19 protein-coding genes and 1 pseudogene are annotated in these 23,331 nt (G+C 33.0%); all 20 read left to right on the plus strand.

What is annotated here, in order from left to right; translation table 11 throughout:
- Position 1 precedes the first annotated feature (1 nt).
- The 20 genes and pseudogenes from wecB to DCE79_RS04910 all read left to right on the plus strand — a co-directional run bounded on the left by wecB (position 2) and on the right by DCE79_RS04910 (position 23,331).
- Positions 2 to 1,132: a non-hydrolyzing UDP-N-acetylglucosamine 2-epimerase gene (wecB, locus tag DCE79_RS04815; protein WP_108711983.1), complete on the plus strand. Its 1,131-nt coding sequence runs from the start codon at positions 2 to 4 to the stop codon at positions 1,130 to 1,132.
- Positions 1,129 to 2,178, plus strand: a complete 1,050-nt coding sequence (locus DCE79_RS04820; protein ID WP_108711984.1) for a glycosyltransferase family protein — start codon at positions 1,129 to 1,131, stop codon at positions 2,176 to 2,178. The genes wecB and DCE79_RS04820 overlap by 4 nt, the downstream gene beginning before the upstream one ends.
- A gap of 134 nt (positions 2,179 to 2,312) precedes the next feature.
- Positions 2,313 to 3,437: a glycosyltransferase gene (locus DCE79_RS04825; protein WP_199912298.1), complete on the plus strand. Its 1,125-nt coding sequence runs from the start codon at positions 2,313 to 2,315 to the stop codon at positions 3,435 to 3,437.
- A gap of 34 nt (positions 3,438 to 3,471) precedes the next feature.
- Entirely contained in the window at positions 3,472 to 4,812 is a 1,341-nt protein-coding gene (locus DCE79_RS04830; RefSeq protein ID WP_108711986.1) for a hypothetical protein, read from the plus strand.
- A complete protein-coding gene (locus DCE79_RS04835) occupies positions 4,805 to 6,031 on the plus strand; it encodes a glycosyltransferase family 4 protein (protein WP_234417335.1) in 1,227 nt (408 codons plus the stop codon). Before DCE79_RS04830 ends, DCE79_RS04835 begins: the two co-directional genes overlap by 8 nt.
- A 31-nt stretch (positions 6,032 to 6,062) precedes the next feature.
- A complete protein-coding gene (locus tag DCE79_RS04840; protein ID WP_108711988.1) occupies positions 6,063 to 7,049 on the plus strand; it encodes a glycosyltransferase family 2 protein in 987 nt (328 codons plus the stop codon).
- A gap of 173 nt (positions 7,050 to 7,222) precedes the next feature.
- Entirely contained in the window at positions 7,223 to 8,698 is a 1,476-nt protein-coding gene (locus tag DCE79_RS04845) for a lipopolysaccharide biosynthesis protein (RefSeq protein ID WP_108711989.1), read from the plus strand.
- Positions 8,699 to 8,733: 35 nt separating this feature from the next.
- Positions 8,734 to 8,898, plus strand: a pseudogene (locus tag DCE79_RS04850) (IS3 family transposase); the annotation flags it as partial.
- 266 nt (positions 8,899 to 9,164) lie between these two features.
- Positions 9,165 to 10,448 carry a diaminobutyrate--2-oxoglutarate transaminase gene (gene ectB / locus DCE79_RS04855; RefSeq protein ID WP_108711990.1) on the plus strand — a complete coding sequence of 428 codons (1,284 nt, stop codon included), beginning with the start codon at positions 9,165 to 9,167 and terminating at the stop codon, positions 10,446 to 10,448.
- Positions 10,449 to 10,497: 49 nt separating this feature from the next.
- The gene (locus DCE79_RS04860) at positions 10,498 to 11,718 is read left to right on the plus strand and encodes an ATP-grasp domain-containing protein (protein ID WP_108711991.1); all 1,221 of its coding nucleotides are present in this window, start codon (positions 10,498 to 10,500) and stop codon (positions 11,716 to 11,718) included.
- Between the two features lie 29 nt (positions 11,719 to 11,747).
- Positions 11,748 to 12,965, plus strand: a complete 1,218-nt coding sequence (locus DCE79_RS04865) for an ATP-grasp domain-containing protein (protein WP_108711992.1) — start codon at positions 11,748 to 11,750, stop codon at positions 12,963 to 12,965.
- Positions 12,966 to 13,151: 186 nt separating this feature from the next.
- Positions 13,152 to 14,366: an ATP-grasp domain-containing protein gene (locus DCE79_RS04870; RefSeq protein ID WP_108711993.1), complete on the plus strand. Its 1,215-nt coding sequence runs from the start codon at positions 13,152 to 13,154 to the stop codon at positions 14,364 to 14,366.
- 21 nt (positions 14,367 to 14,387) lie between these two features.
- Positions 14,388 to 15,518 carry a DegT/DnrJ/EryC1/StrS family aminotransferase gene (locus DCE79_RS04875; protein WP_108711994.1) on the plus strand — a complete coding sequence of 377 codons (1,131 nt, stop codon included), beginning with the start codon at positions 14,388 to 14,390 and terminating at the stop codon, positions 15,516 to 15,518.
- Between the two features lie 13 nt (positions 15,519 to 15,531).
- On the plus strand, positions 15,532 to 16,398 hold the full coding sequence (gene rfbA, locus DCE79_RS04880; RefSeq protein WP_108711995.1) for a glucose-1-phosphate thymidylyltransferase RfbA: 867 nt from the start codon (positions 15,532 to 15,534) through the stop codon (positions 16,396 to 16,398).
- Positions 16,399 to 16,465: 67 nt separating this feature from the next.
- Positions 16,466 to 17,473, plus strand: a complete 1,008-nt coding sequence (gene rfbB / locus DCE79_RS04885; RefSeq protein ID WP_108711996.1) for a dTDP-glucose 4,6-dehydratase — start codon at positions 16,466 to 16,468, stop codon at positions 17,471 to 17,473.
- Between the two features lie 317 nt (positions 17,474 to 17,790).
- Positions 17,791 to 19,080 (plus strand): glucose-6-phosphate isomerase, encoded by a 1,290-nt coding sequence (locus DCE79_RS04890; RefSeq protein WP_108711997.1) that lies wholly within the window; start codon positions 17,791 to 17,793, stop codon positions 19,078 to 19,080.
- Between the two features lie 223 nt (positions 19,081 to 19,303).
- Positions 19,304 to 20,038, plus strand: coding sequence for a YveK family protein (locus DCE79_RS04895; RefSeq protein WP_108711998.1), 735 nt, complete (start codon positions 19,304 to 19,306; stop codon positions 20,036 to 20,038).
- Positions 20,031 to 20,750 carry a CpsD/CapB family tyrosine-protein kinase gene (locus tag DCE79_RS04900; RefSeq protein ID WP_159083052.1) on the plus strand — a complete coding sequence of 240 codons (720 nt, stop codon included), beginning with the start codon at positions 20,031 to 20,033 and terminating at the stop codon, positions 20,748 to 20,750. Before DCE79_RS04895 ends, DCE79_RS04900 begins: the two co-directional genes overlap by 8 nt.
- Positions 20,751 to 20,867: 117 nt before the next feature.
- The gene (locus DCE79_RS04905; protein WP_108711999.1) at positions 20,868 to 21,134 is read left to right on the plus strand and encodes a stage V sporulation protein S; all 267 of its coding nucleotides are present in this window, start codon (positions 20,868 to 20,870) and stop codon (positions 21,132 to 21,134) included.
- 463 nt (positions 21,135 to 21,597) lie between these two features.
- Positions 21,598 to 23,331 (plus strand): 2-oxoacid:acceptor oxidoreductase subunit alpha, encoded by a 1,734-nt coding sequence (locus DCE79_RS04910; protein WP_108712000.1) that lies wholly within the window; start codon positions 21,598 to 21,600, stop codon positions 23,329 to 23,331.

The raw sequence follows: 23,331 nt of genomic DNA on the forward strand, positions 1-23,331 counted from the left end.
CTTGAAAAAACTAAAAGTAATGACAGTAGTAGGGACTCGACCAGAAATTATTCGCTTGTCTGCCGTAATAAATAAGTTAGAACAATCGAATGTAATTGAACACACACTTGTTCATACAGGGCAAAATTATGATTACGAATTGAATGAAGTTTTCTTTAAAGATTTCCATTTAAAAAAGCCAGATTTTTTCCTGAATGCGGCTACTGGGACAGCAACTGTAACAATAGGTAACATTTTAAATAAAATCGATCCTGTATTAGAGGAAGTGCAGCCTGATGCATTTTTAGTATTAGGAGATACGAACAGCTGCTTATGTGCAATTGCTGCGAAGAGAAGGCAGATACCGATTTTCCATATGGAAGCAGGTAATCGATGCTTCGATCAACGTGTACCCGAAGAAACAAATCGGAAAATTGTCGATCATATTTCAGATATTAATTTAACATACAGCGATATTGCTAGAGAATATCTCTTAAGAGAGGGTTTTTCAGCAGACCGAATTATTAAGACAGGAAGTCCAATGTTTGAAGTACTTAACTCGAAAAAAATAGATATTGAAAAATCGGATGTGTTACAAAGATTAGTGCTTGAAGAAGGTAAGTATTTTGTTGTTTCTGCGCACCGGGAAGAAAATATTAATTCTATGGTAAATTTTCTTGATTTGGTGGAAAGCTTGAATGCAGTTGCAGAAAAGTATCAGTTCCCTGTCATCGTAAGTACACACCCAAGAACACTGAAAATGATAGAGAGTAAGGGAATTGAATTTAATACATTAATAAAAATAATGAAGCCTTTAGGGTTTAACGATTATGTAAAACTACAAATGAAATCAAAAGCAGTTCTTAGTGATAGTGGAACAATTAGTGAGGAGTCATCCATTCTTGGTTTTAAAGCACTCAATATTCGGCAAGCTCATGAAAGACCGGAAGCAATGGAAGAAGCTTCGGTTATGATGGTAGGGCTTGAGAAGGACCGGATTTTACAAGGGTTGGAGATTTTAGAAACACAGCAAGCAGACACGTTAAGACTTGTGGAAGATTACCAGATGACGAATGTGTCGGACAAAGTATTGAGGATTATCTTGTCGTATACACATTATGTAAATCGCGTTGTGTGGGGGCTGGTGAATTGATGAGAATCGCTCTAATTTGTCCATCGAATATGCTGTATATGCCATATGTTAAAAATTACGAACATATATTAGTTGAACAAAATATAGATTATGACATTATCAATTGGGATAGGTTTCAGATGGAGGAAATAAAAGAGAATACCTATAGAGATAAAAAAAAAGGTCACCAAAGAAATTTCCTTGATTATTTAAAATACAAGAAATTTTTGATGAATAGATTGAATTCAAGCCATTATGACAAAATAATAGTGTTTGGTATTCAGTTAAGTTACTTCCTAAAAAAGATTATAAAAAGTAAATATAAAGAAAAGTGCATTATTGATATTAGAGATCATAATAAAATCTTGAATTTCTTCAATTTAGGAGAATTAATAGAATGCTCAGCATCCACAATTTTATCTTCACCAGGATATAAAGAATGGCTCCCTAAAAGCAATAAATATGTAATTAATCATAATACACAAGTTACTAGCATAAATGAATTAAAAGACATAAATATCTTTAATAAAGACAAAGTATATATAGCAAATATAGGAGCAATTAGAGATTTAAAGGTAAATAAAGATTTTATAAATAATATTAAAGATAATGAAAAGTTTGAACTTAAGTTCCACGGTGAAAGTGATGAAAATAATAAATTGAAATTATATATAAATAGTAATCATATAAACAATGTTTTAATAACTGGAAGATATAAAAAAGAAGATGAAGAAGGTTTTTATAATCAAAGCGATTTAATAAATGTGCTTAGATATAGGGATGGAATTAATAATAAAACATCACTTCCCAATCGATTATATAATGCAGTATTACATGGTAAACCTTTGCTTACTTATGAAGGAACCGCATTGGCGAAAGAAATACGAAAGTATAATCTGGGGCTAATTTTATCATCGATGAATAATTTGGAAAGTGAAATGATTAAGTATTTAAATGAGTTTGATTATGAAGTTTATAAAAAAGGTAGGATTTCCTTTCTTTACTCTGTAACCAAAGATAATAAAAATTTTTATTTAAAGGTAAAAGAATTTTTATTTAAGGAGTAGTGAGAATAACATTGAAAATATTATACGTTTCATCTTTATGCTCAGATACGTATTTCCAACATATATATGAAAATAGCAGAATAAAACCGCAGCAACAGGCTCAAAAGTTCCACAGTTTACTAAGTAAAGGGTTAATGGATTTAAAGCAAAATTTATATGTGCTTTCTAGACCACCTACTCAACAATTGAATAAAAAGTTGAAAAATATAAAGACTAAAGAATCTAACTTTAATGAGTCGAATAGTTTTGTAACATATAATCACTTAAAAATAGTTAATTTTTCGATGTTTAAACATATTTATTTATTTATTACTTGCTTTTTCAATGCTCTGCAATGGAATTTTAAAAATAGAAAGTATGAAAGAGCTATAATATCTGACCCTCTAAATCTTAGTGTTTCCATGGCTGCATTATTAATAGCAAAAATTTTTAAAGTAAAGAGTACCGCAATTATTACAGATATACCTGCTTACATGGAGTATACCACGATAAAGAAGGAGTCATTTCCTCGCAAATTATTTTTAAACTGTTATTCAGGAATATGTAATTTCTTTATGCAAAGGTATGATTCTTACATTTTTTTAACTGAGCAAATGAACGATTTAATCAATCCTTCTAACAGACCTTATGTAGTAATTGAAGGATTGGTAGATGTTAATATGAGAAATACCCCAAACATACTGGAAGATAAATACAAAGAAAAAATCGTGATATATGCAGGGGCTCTTTATGAAAAGTATGGTGTGAAAAAATTATTACAAGCTTTTATGGCGTTAAAGGAAAGTAATACGAAACTTTGGATATATGGTGCAGGGGAAATGGAAGAGTATATAAAAAAATGTGAAATTGAAGATAACAGAATAAAATTCTTTGGTGTAATGCCAAATGAACATATAGTCAATGAACAATTAAAAGCAACGGTCTTAGTAAACCCTAGACCATCTTATGAAGAATTTACAAAGTATTCATTTCCATCAAAGAATATGGAGTATATGGTTTCGGGTACTCCTGTTTTAACGACACCACTTCAAGGTATGCCTTATGAATATAACGATTATGTTTATTTATTTGAGGATGAAACTTTAGCCGGAATAACAAGGACACTTGAAAATATATTAGGGAAAAAAAGAGAAGAATTGCATGAAAAAGGAGTTAAGGCTAAAGAGTTTGTAATAAGGGAAAAAAATAATCAAATTCAAGCAAATAAAATAATTTGTCTAATAAAAAGTAGTAAGCAAGCTAGACTTCAAATTAATTAATTTTTTGAAACTAAATCCAAATAAGGATGATTTTATGGATAAAATAGAATACAAATTAAATCAAGTAGCAGTAATTCTAATAACTATGTGGATAGCTATTCCACTTTTTAGGGTAAGAGTGGGCGTGATTTTTTTTATTCTACTATTTTTTTTATGGCTCATAACAAGTGATACAAAGTGGCTTATTCAAAAATTGTCTTGGAGTTTGTTATTTGTCCTAACATTTTTCATTACATTCATACCTTATGTAATTGTTGGAAAATTACAATATGGAGCAGCCGGTGTAAATATAATCATAGTTAATTTCCCTCTTTTTTTTGTCGGCTTATTTATAAATCACTATTATATGTTTTATAAAAAAGATTATAAAACATTAGGGAAAATCGCTTTTTATTTTCTCTTATTTTTTACAATCGGCGCATTACAAACATACTTTGGATTATTAACATACCCAATGGCTTCAAGGCAGCTTGCTACAGGGTTGCCAGAGTTTTCAGAAATGTACAATCGTATGGGTATTGGAGGATTTGGATTTATATACAGCGGAACATTTTTATTGTTGGCAATCTTATACATGTTCTTAATGAAAAGAAATTTATTCTCATTAAAATATAAAATTTTAATCGTATTATCAATTGTTATAATTTCCCTCATGTTATTAAAGGCATCGTTTGCAACGTCTATATTAATTACTTTTTGTGGAGTATTATTAATTCTTTTTGTTCGAAGTAAATTAACATTAGTAATTACGGTGTTATTTACAGTGATATCCATAACATTTATTTCTGAGTCTTTAATCGCAAAGTTTTTTCTTGGAATAGCCAATTATTTTAGTGAAGATCCAATATTAAAGGAAAAATTCACAGATTTAGCTTCTACATTCCTTTATAGTTCATTAGATGGTCAGACAGGAAATAGATTTGATTTATATGTAAGTTCCCTCAAAGTATTTTTGGGAAATCCTTTTTTTGGTATATATGGACCCTTTGGTGATCAAAATGCGAGTTTAGTTGGTGGCCATTCAGGATGGTTCGATTTACTAGCTTATTATGGGTTATTTACAAGCATTCCTCTGTTTATAGCGCTTTATTATAATTTTAAAATCCATTTTAGCTTATTAAAGAAAATGAAGTTTCATGTTTATTTAACGATACTCTATTTTTTGATTTTTGTATTCGGTCTTATTAACCCGATTCTTTATGTCTATGAAATAGGATTTGTTTTATTTTGTATAATTCCAGCAATTCCTTTTATTCCATATGCATTTAAAACAAACGCTCTTGCAGAAACCAAAAAGGAAAAGAGTGATCAAACGAATGAAGATATTATGGCTCGTCAATATTCCCCTGCCCGAAGTATGTCGACTAATGGATGAGAAATCAACTCCATTTGGGGGTTGGTTAATTAATGCATCTAAATATTTAGCTGCTCAGGATAATATTACCCTCTCTATTGCTTTTCCAAAATTAAAAAGTAAGAATGTAATGGAATTTAGAGGAGAGAAAATAGATTATTTTGCTTTTCCACATTTAGATATTAATGATAATAAGTTAATTAAAGACAATGGTTATTTAAAACTGATATTAAAAAAAGCTCAACCAGATATAGTGCATATATTTGGGACAGAGTTTGCGCATTCATTAGCAATGGTAAATGCTTGTAATGAGTTAGGAATTAAGACAGTAATAAATATTCAAGGTTTAGTTTCAGTTATAGAAAAGCACTATTTGGCGAACTTGCCGACGAATGTTCAAAAAAGATTTACATTCAGAGACTTTGTTAAACAAGATAATATTCTTCAGCAAAAGAAGGAATTTAAAAAAAGAGGATTAATGGAGATTGAAGCAATTCGAAAAACAGAGCATGTTATTGGAAGAACTACTTGGGATTTGGCGTGTGCCTCTCAAATAAATCCTAATGTGAACTACCATTTTTGTAATGAAACATTAAGAGAGGAGTTTTACAAAAATGAGTGGTTACTAAAAAAATGTGAGAAGTACACAATATTTTTGAGTCAGGCATCGTATCCAGTAAAAGGATTACATTATGTACTAGAAGCGTTACCGATGGTATTAAAAAAATTCCCGAAAACAAAGCTTTATATTGCGGGTTATGATATTACTGGGAACGAGACAGTTAAGGAAAAGCTTAAGTTTTCTTCATATGCTAAATACATTAAAGAAATGATTAGAAATTTAAATATTAGTAATTGTGTTGTTTTTACAGGTGTTTTAGATGAAAAGCAAATGTGCGAAAGATATTTAAAATCCAATTTATTTGTGTGTCCTTCAACCATCGAAAACAGTCCTAACTCATTAGGTGAAGCAATGTTATTAGGTGCACCTTGCATTGCTTCTAATGTAGGAGGTGTTTCTGATATGTTAAAACACAAAGAAGAAGGTTATGTTTATCAAGCAGATGCACCTTATATGTTAGCTCATTACATTTGTGAACTGTTTGAAAATGAAGAGTTAACTTTAAAATTTTCTAAGAATGGTAGAAAACGTGCATTTCAAACGCATGATTCTACAAAAAATACAAAACGTATAATGGAGATATATGAAAATATTTCACAAAGTAAGGTGAAAATATAAAATTTGGTTATTAAAATAAAGGGGTTTTTATATGACTAATGAAATAATGGTTAGTATATGTTGCATAACTTATAATCATGAAGATTATATTGCAGATGCAATCGAAGGATTTATAAAGCAAAAGACTAACTTTAAATACGAAATTATAATTCATGATGATGCTTCTACTGACAGAACAGCGGAAATTATTAGAGAGTATGAAAATAGGTTTCCTGACATTATTAAACCGATTTATCAAATAGAAAATCAGTATTCAAAAGGAGTAAGTGTAAGCGCTCTTGTTAGAAAAAAGCAGAGAGGAAAATATATAGCGTTATGTGAAGGTGACGATTATTGGACTGATGAATATAAGCTTCAAAAGCAAGTGAGCTACATGGAGGAAAACCCAGAATGTACATTTTGTTTTAGCAACGCTCATGTTGAGGATCAAAATAATAAAGGTAGAAATCGCCTAGTAATCCCCTGGTTAACTGAAAATAAGAATTACTTCAATAATAGAAGTAGAAGGTATTCTGCTGGTGAATTACAATTACTAGGGTTCATTCCACCTATGTCCTTTCTCTATCCTAAAAGAGTTTTAGATAACTTACCAAACTGGTATTTTGATGCTCCTGTAGGAGATAACGCCGTGAAGCTAATAGCAACTAGTTATGGATATGCATACTACATGAATGAATCTATGTGCATTTATAGGTTTAATGTACCTGGATCTGTTACAACAAATTGGAAAAAGGAAAATACCGAACAAATAGTACAACGATGTAATGGCTTCATTACAATGCTAGAAAATTTTAATGAATATACAAACAAAAAATATGATAGTGAAATTGAACTTTCAAAATTAACTTGGGAAATACAACGGCTTAGATTGATGGGAGATTATAAGAGACTTAAAGATAAGAAATTTAATAGTTATTTAAATCTTCTGAGTGGACCTGAAAAAATTAAAAGTTACATTTCCTTTAAATTTCCTTCAGCTGTTGAGTACAGGAAAAAAATCAAATCCATTTTTCAATAAGATTACATTGAGGAGAGTAAGCGCCAAATAATGTTCCCCTTTTTATTAGACTGGGTGAATATTATTTGGCGTATACTTTTATTATTAGAAATATGTTTATAATAATAATGATTTTAACAGGGAGATTACATTAAAAATAGTTTGTTGAACATTGTAATAAGGAGATGGATTAAGTGAGCAATGAGATAACAAAATCTAAAATAATTTCTTCATTATTATGGAAGTTTATGGAACGTGGGGGAACGCAAGGTATTCAATTTATAGTTATGATTATACTGGCCCGAATACTTCTACCAGAAGAATTCGGCTTAATTATTTTAGTATCAATTTTTATAACTATTGCTGGAGTAATCGCTCAAAGTGGGTTTAATACAGCACTTATTCAGAAGAAAAAAGTTGATGAAATAGATTTTTCCTCGGTCTTTTATCTAAACTTATTCGTTACAACCATACTATATATATTACTGTTTATCACAGCGCCTTATATAGCATTATTTTTTGACCATCCTCAACTCACCCTTATTTTAAGAATTCTCTCTTTAACATTATTTTTAGGCGCTTTTAATTTAATTCAAAATGCAGTTATTGCAAGAAATATGGAATTTAAAAAACTCTTTTTTAGTAGTTTAGGAGGAGTTGTAATATCTGGAGTTGTCGGAATAGTAATGGCATACGCCAATTTTGGAATTTGGTCTTTAGTAGTCCAGCAATTAACGAATCAGTTAATTGTTACATTAACTTTGTGGTATACAGTAAAATGGAAACCTAAATTATTCTTTTCTATAGAAAGACTGGTTAGTTTATTTTCATTTGGCTGGAAGCTACTAGCGGCTGCATTGATTGATACTATATATTCGAATATTCGAAGCCTTATTATAGGTAAAATGTTCAGTCCAGCAATTTTAGGATTTTACAATAGGGGAGAACAGTTCCCTAGTTTACTTATTTATAACATAAACGGTTCCATTCAATCAGTTATTTTTCCTGCGTTATCTTCTCAACAAGATAACAAGCAAAGAATAAAAGAAATGGTACGAAGATCAATTGTAACAAGCTCATTTATTGTCTTTCCAATGATGATTGGTCTAGCTGTTATTGCAGAGCCTTTGGTGAAGATATTGTTAACGGAAAAATGGCTCCCAGCCGTTCTATTTTTACAAATTTTTTGTGCTGTATATGCGTTATGGCCAATTCATACAGCCAATTTACAAGCAATAAATGCATTAGGTCGTAGTGATATTTTTTTAAAACTTGAAATTGTAAAAAAAATAATTGGTATAACTATTTTAATTATTAGTATACCTTTAGGTGTTCATGCAATGGCTATAGGTTCATTTGTGGGTGGAGTTTTAGCTGCGATTATTAATGCTTATCCAAATTTAACATTACTCAATTATAGTGTAAAGGAGCAGTTAAAAGATATTCTGCCCTCTTTATTAATAGCGTTAATAATGGGTGCTATTGTATATAGCATTCAATGGCTGGGACTATCAGATATGGTAACAATCACTATGCAAATCTTTACTGGCGTAGCGATATATATTGGGCTAGCTAAAATATTTAGATTAGAATGTTTTATTTATTTAGTCATGACGTTGAAAGAAATATTTAAAAGGAATAAGAAAGTCCCAACTGAAGAGATTTATTAAAAGAGTTATGTAAGTGTTGGAAGTGGTAAGAACGGGCTGAAGCAACGTTTAAGGTATTTAAAACGAAATTCGCTAATCAAGCCCACTTCATCTCCCTTTCTCTTGAACTTGGGGATTACGTCCACTGGTTCAACAACCTACGAATTCACGGAACACTAGGTTATATAACTCCTATGGAATTTAAGCAACAGCCCCTATAATTTTTGTCTAGTTTAGTGTTGACATTCCATATAAAGCTCTTCTTCGTTGAAGGGTTAGTAATCGTAGCTTAATTACCAACACATGGAAAACAATGAGTGTTATTTGCTTATTCTGTTAATAGAGAATATGTATAAAAACACCTACTTTTCTATCTATTGAATAGAGGAATTTTAATTATATGCAAAAGTTCTATGTAGTCATAATTGTATAATTCCTTGAATACATTAATTGTATGATAATAGTAAATTTTATGGGGGTTATAAGAATGGATATTTTTGAAAACTATGAATCCGTAGTGCGTTCCTATTGCAGACAATATACGGATGTTTTTTATAAAGCTAAAAATGAATTAATTTATTCTGAAGAGGGTAAAGAATATCTAGACTTTTTCGCTGGAGCAGGTGCACTAAATTACGGACATAATAATGAATATATTAAAAAATGTTTATTGGATTATATTGAAAACGATGGTATTACGCACGGTTTAGATATGTATACAAATGCAAAGCGAAATTTTATTAATGAATTTGTTGAAAATATACTAAAACCTAGAAACTTAGATTATAAAATTCAGTTTTGTGGTCCTACAGGAACTAATGCTGTAGAAGCGGCATTAAAATTAGCAAGAAAGACTAAAAAAAGAAGTAATATATTTGCCTTTATGGGTGGCTTTCATGGTATGTCATTAGGAAGTTTAGCTACAACAAGTAATCTTTCTTCTAGAGAAGGTGCTGGAATGCCGCTTTCTAACGTAACTTTTATGCCGTATCCAGATGGTTCGTTAAATATTGATACGCTAGATTATATGGAAAAGATTTTGGAAGATGATCACTCCGGAATTGAAAAACCTGCTGCTATTATTTTAGAAACTATACAAGCAGAAGGTGGCGTTAATGTTGCTTCAAATGAATGGTTACAGGGAGTAGCGAGTATATGCAAAAAACACGATATTTTATTAATATGTGATGATATACAAGTTGGGTGTGGAAGAACAGGGGACTTCTTTTCATTTGAAAGGGCTAATATTGTTCCTGATATGGTTGTATTGTCTAAATCTATAAGTGGTTATGGCTTACCAATGTCAATATTACTAATGAAACCGAAACTTGATATTTGGAAACCGGGTGAACATAATGGTACTTTTAGAGGCAATCAACTAGCATTTGTAGCTTCAGTAGCATCATTAAAATTACGTGATAAGTTAGATTTAGATAATAGTGTTTGCAGTAAAGCGAGTTATATTAAAGACTTTTTAGAAAATCGAGTTTGTACTATAGATTCAAGGATTGAAATAAGAGGAATGGGTATGATTTGGGGCATTGATTTTAGTAAGTTAGAAGATTCGAGCATCTGCTCAAAGATTATCAAGGAATGTTTCAATAGGGGATTAATAATTGAAAAGGCAGGAAGAAACGGTTCTGTTATAAAGCTCATACCACCTCTAACAATTACAGAAGAAAATCTTCAAAGGGGCTTAGAAATTTTAGAGGAAGTATTACGGGAGATTGTGCCTTATAGGTCATTATTACAAGAAACTTCATTCGTTTGAGTCGTGCTTATGTAAAATGAAAATGGAATCTAACTAAGAGGTATAAAAGATGAAAAAACTATTAATGCTTGGTGGTTCACCAGCTCAAGTTGTCGCAATAAAGAAAGCGAAAGAGCTGGGGTATTATGTTGTAACTGCTGACTATTTAGAGAATAATCCAGGACATCAATTTTCTGACGAGTACCATAATGTTAGTACAACGGACAAAGAAGCTATTTTAAAATTAGCAAAGTCATTACACATTGATGGTGTTGTTTGTTATATCTCAGATCCCGGAGTCCCAACGGCTGCCTATGTTGCTGAAAAATTAAATTTACCTTCTTTTCCATATAAATCGGTAGAAATATTATCTAATAAAGATATGTTTAGATTCTTTTTGAAGGAAAATAATTTTAATGTACCACAAGCAAAAGGGTACGCCACATTAGGTGAAGCTAAAGTAGATTTTCATACTTTTACAATGCCGATAATGGTCAAGCCGATTGATTCTTCTGGCAGTAGGGGTGTATCAAAAATTAACTCAATAGAACTCTTGCCAGAGAAAGTGGAGTATGCTTTATCTTTTTCAAGAGAAAAACGTTTTATTATCGAGGAATATATTGAAAGACAGGGATATCAAATTGGCGGTGAATGTTTTTTTGTAAATGGGAAGCTTGCATTTTCAAGACTAGTTAATATCCATTTTGAAACAAAATCTTTTAATCCATTTCTACCAACAGGTGAGAGCTGGCCGTGCAATCTACCTGCACACTTACAAGGAAAAATCCATGCTGAAATTCAAAGGTTAGTGAATTTATTAAATATGAAAACTGGTCCATTAATTTTTGAGGTTCTAGTTGATTATAAAGAAGATGTATATATTTTAGATATCGGTGTTCGAAATAGTGGTGACCTAACTCAAGTTATAGAACATGTAGAAGGTATTGATTTGATTGGATATACAATTAAGGTTGCATTAGCTGAAGATTGTAGTGATTTAGAGATAGTTGAACCAAGTGGATATTGGGCTATTTATACAATAATTAGTGAGCAATCTGGAGTATTTAAAGGTATAGAGATTAAGAAGGAGTTTCAAAAATATCTAATAAAATATAATTCTGAGCTTCCTTCTGGATACGTAATAAAAATGAACGAAAGTGTCGGAACGCTTTTGTTAAATTTTTCATCAATGTATGAAATGCTAGAAAGTATGGATAGTATTAGTAGCTGGGTGAAGGTAAATATACAGGAGAAAAATATCGATGTTGAAGTATCAAATGTTTTCCTCTGATTACTCAAAAAAATAAATGAGGTGTATATATGAAAAAGTTATTAATGTTAGGTGGCGCTCAAACTCAAGTTCCAGCGATTAAAGCTGCTAAAGAACTGGGAGTTTATGTTATTGTTACTGACTATTTAGAAGATAATCCGGGACAACATTTTGCTCATGAATCTTATAGTGTCAGTACTACTGATAAAGAAGGAGTTTTAGCCCTAGCTAAGTCATTAGAAATAGATGGTATTGTTTCTTATGCCTCAGATTATGGAGCACCAACAGCTGCTTATGTTGCTGGAAAGTTAGGTCTTCCAACAAGCCCTTATAAATCAGTTGAGATTTTAACTAGGAAGGACCTGTTTAAAGCGTTTTTAAAAGAAAATAATTTTAAAGTACCTAAAGCAAAAGGATATAACTCTTTTGAAGAAGCTAATGCGGATTTTTACAATTTTAACATGCCAGTGATGATTAAACCAGTTGATTGTTGTGGTAGTAGAGGGGTCTCAAAAATTGAATCAATTGAGCAATTACAGGAAAAAGTTGAGGATGCATTAAGTTATTCAAAAATTAATCGTTTTATTATTGAAGAATATATTGAAAAAAGTGGCTATCAAGTTGGTGGTGATGGCTTTTCTGTAAATGGTAAATTAGTTTTCCGATGCTTCTCGAATGAACACTTCTCTTCTACTTCTATTAATCCATTTGTACCAGTTGGATACAGTTTCCCAAGCAACTTGCCTGATCATATACAGGATAAAATCCATAATGAAATTCAAAGAGTTTTGGATTTACTAAATATGCAAACTGGTGCTTATAATTTCGATATTTTGGTTGATAAAAATGAAGATGTATACCTAATAGAACTAGCCGCACGAAATGGCGGGGACTGGATACCTCAAGTAGCGAAATATGCAACAGATATCGATATGGTTGAATTCACCATTAAAGGAGCGCTAGGTGAAGACTGTAGTGATTTAATATTTACTAAGCCAAAAGGTTTTTGGGCGGGTTATGCGGTTAATAGTTTGAATAGTGGAATTTTTAAGGGAGTAGAATTCCACAAAGAATTAAAAGAAAACAATCTAGTAGAGTATGAAATAACAGCAAAAAATGGTGATCCTATTTACGCTTTTTCTGGGTCTCATTTGAAGATAGGAACGTTAGTACTTAAGTATTCTTCGATGGAAGAAATGTTAGAGAAGATGGATAATATGCCTAATTGGCTTCAAATCATTGTAGATGATTCTTTAATAAAGAATTAAGTAAAAGCATTCATTAGATTACATTACATGTGGCTAGCTACCCGATTAGTACAAAGGAATACCTTCGAACTTTGAAGGAGTATTTATGGGATATTAATTTAAGGCTTAGTTACAAATGAACAAGCCTATTTATAAGTTAAATTAATATCGATTCTTACTCAAAAATAATAAGCGAGGTATAAATAAATGAAAAAATTATTAATGCTCGGTGGAGCTCATTCTCAAATTCCAGTTATTAAAGCAGCAAGAGATTTAGGGCATTACGTTGTAACCTGTGATTATTTAGAAGATAATCCAGGTCATAAATATGCACATGAATATTACAATGTCAGTACAACTGATAAAGAAGCTGTCTTATCTTTAGCGAGTACATTAAAAATAGATGGAATTGTATGTTATGCATCCGATCCTGCAGCACCAACAGCAGCTTATGTTGCTGAAAAGTTAGGATTGCCTTCAAATCCCTATCAATCGGTGGAGATACTGTCGAATAAAGATAGGTTTAGAGAGTTTCTGAAGCAAAATAACTTTAATGTGCCAAAAGCGAAAGGATATTCTTCGATTGAAGAAGCTGAAGCTGAATTTCATAGCTTCAAAATGCCTGTGATGGTAAAGCCAGTTGATTCATCAGGGAGTAAAGGAGTTTCAAAAATTGATTCAATAGATCTTCTTAGAGAAAAAGTAAAAGATGCATTAAGTTATTCAAGAATTAAACGTTTTATTATAGAAGAGTATATTGAAAAATCCGGTTATCATATTGGGGGAGATGGATTTTCTGTAGATGGGAAATTTGTATTTCGGTGTTTAGCCAATGAACATTTCCCAGATTCCCAAATTAATCCGTTTGTCCCAATAAGCGCTAGTTGGCCATGTGCTTTGCCAGAGCGTATTCAAGATAAAATTCATCATGAAATCCAAAGAGCACTAAATTTATTAAATATGAAAACAGGTGCTTACAATTTTGATATAAGAATTGACGATAAAGAAGATATTTATTTTATTGAGATGGGTGCAAGAAATGGTGGTGACTTGTATCCACAGGTAATAAACTATGCAACTGGAATTGATATGGTTGAATATACGATTAAAGCCGCATTAGGAGAGAACTGTAGTGATTTAACAATGGTTGAACCAAAAGGATACTGGGCTGTTTATTTACTGAATAGCCAGAATAGTGGAATATTTAAAGGCGTTGATATTCATGAAGAAATTCAAAAAAATATTATCGAATGTGAACTACTGGTAAATCAGGGTGAGAAAATTTCAGCACTAACAGGAGCCCATGCGAAGGTGGGAATAATGATTTTGCAGTTCTCCTCAATGGATGAAATGTTGGATAAGGTGGAGAATATGACAAAATGGGTGAAGGTGAATATTGATAATTCATTAGTGGGAAAATAACTGAGGTTAAAGGGTGACACAATGAAACCAATACAAGTAACGCAATCATCTATGCCAAAGTTTGAAGAGTTTTCTGAGGAAATTAGGAGTTTATGGGATAGTCAATGGCTAACTAACATGGGTGTAAAACATAATCAATTAGAAAAAAACTTGGAGTCTTTTCTTAAAACGCCTCATGTTTCGCTATTTTCTAATGGGCATCTAGCCTTAGAATACGCAATTGCAGCCTTAAATTTAACTGGGGAGGTTATCACTACTCCCTTTACATTTGCATCTACAACTCATGCAATTGTAAGAAACGGTTTAACCCCAATCTTCTGCGACATTAATCCAGATGATTATACCCTGAACACGGAAATGCTTGAGAATTTAATAACACATAAAACATCAGCCATTATACCGGTTCATGTATATGGTAATATTTGCAATGTAAATGAGATTGAAAGAATAGCAAAAAAGTATAATCTTAAGGTAATATACGATGCTGCGCATGCTTTTGGGGTCACTATAGATGGTAAAGGTGTAGCAAGCTTTGGTGATGCTTCCATGTTCAGTTTTCATGCAACAAAAGTATTTAATACGATTGAAGGCGGAGCATTAACTTTCAATGATCCTAGTTTGAAAAATTTATTTAATGCTTATAAAAACTTTGGTATTACTGGACAAGAAACTATAGATTATGTTGGTGGAAATGCTAAAATGAATGAATTTCAAGCTGCTATGGGCATTTGTAATCTTAGACATGTAAATCAAGAAATTCAAAAGAGAAGGCAAGTATTTGAGCGATATATGGAACATCTTGGAGATATTAAAGGCATCAAATTACCTCGTCCACAAGTAGGAGTAAGCAATAATTATGCTTACTTTCCAGTTGTATTTGATGGCTTTCAACTTTCCAGAGATGAGGTTCTTGAAGAATTAAAGAAACACAATATTTTTGCTAGAAGGTATTTTTATCCACTAACAAATGACTTAGATTGTTATCGAGATAGATTTACTTCTGATTTGACGCCAGTTGCCAAATATATATCAGAAAGAGTCTTGACGCTCCCACTGTATGCAGGTTTAAGACTAGAAGAAATTGATAGAATTTGTGGAATTATTAAGTCAAAAAGTATTAGCTTCCAAAGTTATGGAATTACCAAGAATTAGAGGTGTTTATCCGATGAAAGGAATTATTTTAGCTGGAGGTTCAGGAACTAGACTGTATCCTCTGACGAAATCTATTTCTAAACAAATGTTACCTATATACGATAAACCGATGATTTATTATCCGCTTTCTGTATTAATGCTTGCTGGTATAAAAGAAATCCTGATTATTTCTACTTCTCGAGATATTGAAGGGTTTAAAGAACTTTTAGGAGACGGCAGTAAGTTAGGAATAACTTTTAAATATGCTGTGCAAGAAAATCCTAATGGCCTTGCAGAAGCTTTTATAATTGGAGAACAGTTTATTAATAATTCGTCAGTCGCATTAGTTTTAGGTGATAATATTTTCTATGGTTCTAATTGGAGTAATTGTTTAAAAGAAGCTGCGTCTTTGTCGACAGGTGGCATTATTTTTGGTTGTTATGTCAATGATCCTAGAGCCTATGGTGTAGTAGAGGTAGATGAGCAACAGAATGCTATATCTATAGAAGAAAAGCCTGAAAATCCTAAATCTTCCTACGCAGTTCCGGGTTTATATTTTTTTGATAATAAGGTAGTTGATATTGCCAAAAACGTAAAGCCTTCAGCACGGGGTGAAGTGGAGATTACTTCTATTCTAAATGAATACCTTCAAAGAGGTGAATTAAAAGTAGAACTGACTGGTAGGGGCTTGGCTTGGTTAGATACGGGAACGCATGAGTCATTACTAGAGGCTTCAAATTTTGTAGAGGCTATACAAAAAAGGCAGGGATTATATATTGCTTGCATTGAAGAAATAGCATTTAGAAGAGGATATATAACAAAGGAACAGTTACTAAATCTTGCCGAGCCTCTTTTGAAGACGGAATATGGTAAATATTTGGTGGAAATTTCATATTCATAAACAACTCTCATGTGACAATGTAGAGTTTTTTTATTTCGGTTGAACAAATTCAAAAGAGGTGAGTAGGATGAAAAAGAAAAAAATTATGGTTACTGGTGGAGCGGGGTTTATTGGAGGTAACTTTATTCAATATATGGTCGAAAAGTACTCTGAGTATGAAATATATAATGTTGACGTATTAACGTATGCAGGTGACTTAACCAAACATCGGGCTATAGAAAAACAAGAAAATTATCATTTTGTTAAAGCAGATATTGTGGATCATGATGTAATTCTTTCTCTTTTTGAAAAAGAACAATTTGATTTTGTCGTCCACTTTGCCGCTGAAAGTCATGTGGATCGTTCCATTACAGATCCCAGTATTTTCGTGCAAACAAATGTTTTAGGTACACAAGTTTTATTAGAAGCAGCAAGGAGTGTAGGCATTACAAAATTTGTTCATGTATCAACAGATGAAGTATATGGGGAATTGGATTTTGACCCAACAACTTTTTTTACAGAAGAAACACCATTAAAACCAAATAGTCCATATAGTGCAAGTAAAGCATCTTCAGATTTGTTAGTACATGCTTATCATCATACTTATGGAGTACCGATGAATATTACACGCTGTTCTAATAACTATGGTCCTTATCAATTTCCAGAAAAGTTAATTCCTTTAACTATTTCTCGTGTATTAAATAATGAAAGGATTCCTGTATATGGAGATGGTCAAAATATTCGGGACTGGTTACATGTGTTCGATCATTGTACGGCTATTGATTTAGTATTACACGAAGGTGTGAATGGAGCGGTATACAATATAGGTGGCCATAATGAGCGCACGAATTTACAAGTGGTGAAAACAATTATTCAAACATTAGGTAAATCTGAAGAACTAATCGAATTTGTCGAGGATCGTTTAGGTCATGATAAACGTTATGCTATTGATCCGACTAAGATGGAGCAATTAGGCTGGAGGCCAATATATACATTTGAATCAGGCATTCGCCAAACGATTCGGTGGAGTGTCGAAAATATGAATTGGTTGAAGAATGTTAGTGGAGAAAAAAATACGGAGTATATAGAAAAGTAATCTCAAATAAATGGATAAGTGGACTGGATTCTATATATTGGGATTCAGTTTTTTATTTTCTAATTGTGTAGTCGGAAAACAGTGAAATAGCGCCCTTTATGTCTAAAAACTGCTTTTGTTATTTGTCAGTAATTTTTAAGGGAAGCAAAACATATATTAGAGAAGTTTAATTTTATATAAAATGCATATTCATTCTATTAATTTACTCCTGCAACAAATGTATGTTTATAGCAATTTACTTTCATTACTTCTTTGTAAACTAACAATCGTGAGATATGGAAGTATTTCCTTAATAAAATGTGAAATGAGGAAAACTGATGATTCAATTACTCCAAACCGGTATTTTAAATGAATCCTTAATTCAAATTGAGTGGGGAGAATATACTGAATCGGTAGCAGCAATTCATCGCTATTTAGAAGAAACAAATACTGAAATGACAGGCTGGCTCAATTCCCCAATAGAAAATAATGTTGAGATGGTGAAATCAATTCAACGTATCGCAAATGAAATTAAAATGTTGGCGGATGTATTAGTAGTTATAGGTGTAGGGGGCTCATTTTTAGGCGCAAAAGCTATTCAAGATGCGTTAACGCCATACTTTGGTGATTGTGCAAATGGGATTGAAGTTGTCTATGTTGGTCAAAATATGAGTGGTGCTTATATACGACAGCTGTTAGGTAGTCTTGAACATAAAGAAATATATGTAAATGTTATTTCGAAATCTGGTACAACAATGGAGCCTGCATTAGCCTTTCGTGTATTCCGAAAATACATGGAAAAGCGGTACGGGGATGAAGCACACAATCGGATTATCGTGACAACGGATGCTGAAAAGGGATTATTAAAGAAAATTGCAGAGAATTCTGGTTATCGTCAATTTGTAATTCCAGCGAATATTGGGGGCCGCTATTCTGTATTAACACCAGTAGGACTGTTACCAATTGCTGTTGCAGGTGTTGATATTGAAAAGTTACTAGAAGGAGCAAAAAAAGCTGCAACTTTGCTAAAGAATGAAAACCTCGAACAAAACGAAGCTTATCGTTATGCGGTTATACGACACGCGCTCTACAAAAAGGGCTATCAAGTTGAGCTGTTAGCCTCTTTTGAACCAAGTCTTACAAAACTTCATGAATGGTGGAGGCAATTATTTGGTGAAAGTGAAGGAAAGGAAAAAAGGGGATTGTTTCCTGCTACAGTTAGTTATTCAACCGACTTACATGCAATAGGACAGTTCATACAAGATGGTAACCCGATTATTTTTGAAACATTACTTCATTTCAAGGAGATTCTGGATGATTATCAGGTACCATATGATGATCGAAACGATGATCAACTAAATTATTTATCAAACCGTAGTTTTAACGAAATCAATGCAATTTCTAAACAAGGTACAGCTATGGCTCATGCGGATGGAGGCGTACCTATTATTCAACTAGAACTTGAGTGTCTAGATGCCTATCATTTAGGCTATCTTTTATATTTTTTCATGAAAGCATGTGCAATGAGTGCGTACTTATTACAGGTCAATCCTTTTGATCAGCCAGGTGTTGAAGGCTATAAAAATAAAATGCTTCAATTATTACAAGAAGAGAACGTTTATAAATAATGTTCAGAATGAAAAAAGAGTTATAAAAGGACATTCTAAAGTATAGTTCTTACTTTAGAATTTTTTTGCATAGAAAATTGCTATTATAGGAATATTTCTACTTTTCGTCTCATACCATAATAGGTGAGAATACTAGTTATTACTTTAATTATATAAAACGATAAGTTAGTAATTAATATTTACTAGTAAATATTAATAACCATGGTTCAAGGGGGCACTATAATTGGAAGAAACTATCAGCTTACAAGAAATCGCAAAAATAATACGAAAACGATTATTACTAATTATTATCCTAATGGTTATCAGTGTTGGAATAAGTGCTGGTATTAGTTTTTATGTATTAACCCCAATCTATCAAGCGCAAACGCAAATTTTAGTAAATCAAAATAGTAATCCTGAGGAAGCATATTCATGGAATTCAACAGAAACAGATTTACGATTAATTAATACTTACAATGTCATCATAACAAGTCCGGTTATTTTAACTCCGGTCATAGAAGAACTTGAGTTAGATGTAACGCCGGGACAATTAATGAGCCAAATATCAGTGTCAAATGAAAGTGGCTCGAAAGTTGTAAACATCAGCGTGTTGGATGCCAATCCGTTACAGGCTGTTGAAATTTCCAATACAGTGGCAGAAGTGTTTAAAAAACAAATTCCGAAGCTCATGAGTGTTGATAATATTACGATTTTATCAGCCGCAAAACTAAGTGATACCCCAAGTCCAGTAAAACCAAATAAGAGGTTGAATATTGCAATTGCGGCAGTTATTGGTCTTATGTTAGGTGTAGGGATTGCATTTCTAATGGAACTTTTAGATACAACGATAAAGAATGAAAAGGATATTGAAGAGATTTTAGGTTTACCAGTTATAGGCGTAGTAGGTTCAATTGTTGAAGAGAAGGAAAAAAGATCTTCCCTTATTTCACGTAGAGCTAGGAGGAACTATAATGTTTAGACTGAGTAGAAAAAAGAAAAACAAGTTAGAAAGTTCAAAAGTAGCTCGAAAGCTTGTCACGATTTCTGAAACAAAATCATTCATTTTAGAGCAATTTCGTACGATTCGTACAAACATCACATTTTCAATGCCTGACCAAGAATTAAAAACAATTTTAGTTACCTCGTCTACACCAGGGGAAGGGAAATCTACGAATGCGGCTAATCTTGGGGTAGTATTTGCCCAGGAAGGGAAAAGAGTCTTAATTATTGATGCAGATATGCGAAAACCTACTTTGCATCAAACATTTAAAACCTTCAATAAAGTAGGTTTATCCAATGTAATTGCAAAAAAGGCAGCTTTTTATGAGGCTATACAAGAGACATTTATAGTTGGACTTTATGTCATAACAAGTGGCCCCATTCCACCAAATCCATCTGAATTACTTTCTTCAAAAGCGATGGATGCATTACTCCTTGATGTTAAGAAAGATTTTGACATCATTATTATCGACTCACCACCATTATTATCTGTATCGGATTCACAAATATTGGCAAATAAATGTGATGGCACGATATTAGTTGTAAATGCTGGTGTTGTCGAAAAGAGCGCTGTCCAAAAAGCGACAGCAATTTTGTCTACTTCTCAGTCGAAAATTTTAGGGGTTGTATTAAATAATTATGTAACACCCGGGCATCAGAAATATTATGAAGAGTACAATTTTGTTGAGTAATTCACTTAAATAGTTACAATTTTCGAATTCTATTTCAGAATCGTAGCGCATACAATGACGTACAGGCAATAAATTTTTGTCTAACAAAGAAGTAGTACTAGTTGAGGAGGAATAGCTGTGGATTCATTAAAAGTATCATCTCGTTCTAATCCCAATTCTGTTGCAGGGGCACTCGTGGCAGTTATACGAGATCAAGGATATGCAGAAATGCAGGCAGTAGGTGCTGGGGCACTCAATCAAGCGATTAAAGCGGTAGCCATTGCTCGTGGATTTGTTGCACCTAGTGGGACGGATTTAATTTGCGCACCCGCTTTCGCAGATATCGTTATCGCTGGTGAAGATCGTACGGCATTAAAACTACTCGTTGAAAAAAGAACACGTTAATAATTTGAATAAATTTGAACACTTATACAAATGATAATTAAATCATTTGTATAAGTGTTTTTTCGTATTTGTGGGAACGTTTCTAAAAGATTGCCGTTCCTATTATATAAGGAAAAATCCATGTTGTTGAACATTGTGTAAAAAACTTTCCGTCAAAGGTCTGATTTTTTGTCTCAATATGACATTTGCAATAGAACCCTTACACACTTCATGTTAAACTAATGTAGGAATTTATATCCTTTCAACAGGTAACCAAACACCTGCTGAAAGGATTTGCCTCTGGCGGATGTCATGAATTTGGTATGGAGTTCTTTGTGCAAGCACAAAGCCTAATTCGTACGCAATTATGCGGAGGCATAATTGATCTCTAACTAGCTGTTTTTTACACGGCTAACGTAAAAAATAAAGCTTTTTGTTAAGGCTTTATTCACTATATAAAAAGCAATCTTAAGGAGATGTTGACATGTTACATCAGCTTTCATGGAAAGTCGGTGGGCAACAAGGTGAAGGGATCGAGAGTACTGGTGAAATTTTCTCGATGGCAATGAATCGTTTAGGTTATTTCCTATACGGTTATCGTCATTTCTCTTCTCGTATTAAAGGTGGCCATACGAATAATAAAATTACGGTTCGTCCAACCGAAGTACGTTCGATTGCGGACGATTTAGATATTTTAGTGGCGTTCGATCAAGAAACAATCGACGTAAACTATAAAGAATTAACACCATCGAGTATTATTTTAGCGGATGCAAAGTTTAATCCAAAAAATCCTGAAGACTCAGTGGCACCACTTTATGCAGTGCCATTTACTGAAATCGCTGCAGAACTAGGTACTTCATTAATGAAGAACATGGTTGCAATTGGAGCAACAGCAGCTCTTATAAATTTAGATGAATCGGTTTTCCAAAGTGTTGTAGACGAAATTTTCGGCCGTAAAGGCGAAGAAGTTGTTGCGAAAAACATCGAAGCTATTGAACGCGGTCGCGCAGCAATCGCAGAACAAATTGGAGAACGTGTTGGCGCATGGCAATTAGTCCCGGCAGACGGTAAACACCGCATGTTCATGATTGGAAATGATGCAGTAGCACTAGGTGCACTTGCAGCAGGTTCTCGTTTCATGGCAGCATATCCAATTACACCAGCTTCTGAAATCATGGAATACATGATTAAAAAGCTTCCTTTAGTAGGTGGCGCGGTTATTCAAACAGAAGATGAAATCGCAGCTGCAACAATGGCGATTGGTGCAAACTATGGTGGTGTTCGTGCATTTACAGCCTCAGCTGGTCCTGGTCTTTCATTAATGATGGAAGCAATCGGTCTTTCAGGCATGACAGAGCAACCGCTTGTTATCTTTGATACGCAGCGTGGTGGCCCATCAACAGGTTTACCAACAAAGCAAGAGCAATCGGATTTAATGGCCATGATCTATGGTACACACGGTGAAATCCCGAAAGTTGTAATCGCACCTTCAACAATGGAAGAAGCGTTTTACGATACGATTCAAGCGTTTAATATCGCAGAAGAATTACAGTTACCAGTTATCGTTATGACCGATTTACAATTAGCATTAGGTAAGCAAACTGTAGAACCATTTGATTACAGCAAAATTGAAATTCGCCGCGGTAAAATTGTGAATTCAGTTGAAGATGAAGAAACAAAAGATTACTTCAAGCGCTTTGAAAATACAGAAGACGGTGTTTCACCACGTATTTTACCCGGAACAAAAGGTGGTATTCACCATGTAACTGGTGTTGAACATGATGAAACTGGGAAGCCATCAGAAGCAACAGGTAATCGTCGTACGCAAATGGATAAACGTATGCGTAAATTACAAGCATTAAACTTTAAAAATGCTGTATATACGAATGCACCACATGATGAGGCAGACGTATTATTAGTAGGCTTTAACTCTACACGCGGTGCATTAGAAGAAGCGCAAGAAGCATTAAATGCAGAAGGTGTAAAAGTGAACCATGCACATATTAAATTAGTTCACCCATTCCCTGCTGAAGAAATGTCTGCATTAATGGATAAAGCGAAAAAAGTCATCGTCGTTGAAAATAACGCAACAGGTCAATTAGCAAAAATCATAAAAATGAGCATTGGCGGTCACGCGAAGATGAAATCAATTTTAAAATACGATGGCACACCATTCTTACCTCGTGAATTAACAAACTTAGTGAAGGAGGAAATTTAA

Origin of the sequence: Lysinibacillus sp. 2017 (assembly GCF_003073375.1) — a bacterium.
Lineage (GTDB): Bacteria > Bacillota > Bacilli > Bacillales_A > Planococcaceae > Solibacillus.

Excerpts from the sequence above, each read along its gene's own strand:
- DCE79_RS04825 (WP_199912298.1), top strand. The coding sequence starts at position 2,313 with ATGGATTTAAAGCAAAATTTATATGTGCTTTCTAGACCACCTACTCAA.
- DCE79_RS04830 (WP_108711986.1), top strand. The coding sequence starts at position 3,472 with ATGGATAAAATAGAATACAAATTAAATCAAGTAGCAGTAATTCTAATA.
- DCE79_RS04835 (WP_234417335.1), top strand. The coding sequence starts at position 4,805 with ATGGATGAGAAATCAACTCCATTTGGGGGTTGGTTAATTAATGCATCT.
- DCE79_RS04840 (WP_108711988.1), top strand. The coding sequence starts at position 6,063 with ATGACTAATGAAATAATGGTTAGTATATGTTGCATAACTTATAATCAT.
- ectB (WP_108711990.1), top strand. The coding sequence starts at position 9,165 with ATGGATATTTTTGAAAACTATGAATCCGTAGTGCGTTCCTATTGCAGA.
- DCE79_RS04860 (WP_108711991.1), top strand. The coding sequence starts at position 10,498 with ATGAAAAAACTATTAATGCTTGGTGGTTCACCAGCTCAAGTTGTCGCA.
- DCE79_RS04865 (WP_108711992.1), top strand. The coding sequence starts at position 11,748 with ATGAAAAAGTTATTAATGTTAGGTGGCGCTCAAACTCAAGTTCCAGCG.
- DCE79_RS04870 (WP_108711993.1), top strand. The coding sequence starts at position 13,152 with ATGAAAAAATTATTAATGCTCGGTGGAGCTCATTCTCAAATTCCAGTT.
- DCE79_RS04875 (WP_108711994.1), top strand. The coding sequence starts at position 14,388 with ATGAAACCAATACAAGTAACGCAATCATCTATGCCAAAGTTTGAAGAG.
- rfbA (WP_108711995.1), top strand. The coding sequence starts at position 15,532 with ATGAAAGGAATTATTTTAGCTGGAGGTTCAGGAACTAGACTGTATCCT.
- rfbB (WP_108711996.1), top strand. The coding sequence starts at position 16,466 with ATGAAAAAGAAAAAAATTATGGTTACTGGTGGAGCGGGGTTTATTGGA.
- DCE79_RS04890 (WP_108711997.1), top strand. The coding sequence starts at position 17,791 with ATGATTCAATTACTCCAAACCGGTATTTTAAATGAATCCTTAATTCAA.
- DCE79_RS04900 (WP_159083052.1), top strand. The coding sequence starts at position 20,031 with ATGTTTAGACTGAGTAGAAAAAAGAAAAACAAGTTAGAAAGTTCAAAA.
- DCE79_RS04910 (WP_108712000.1), top strand. The coding sequence starts at position 21,598 with ATGTTACATCAGCTTTCATGGAAAGTCGGTGGGCAACAAGGTGAAGGG.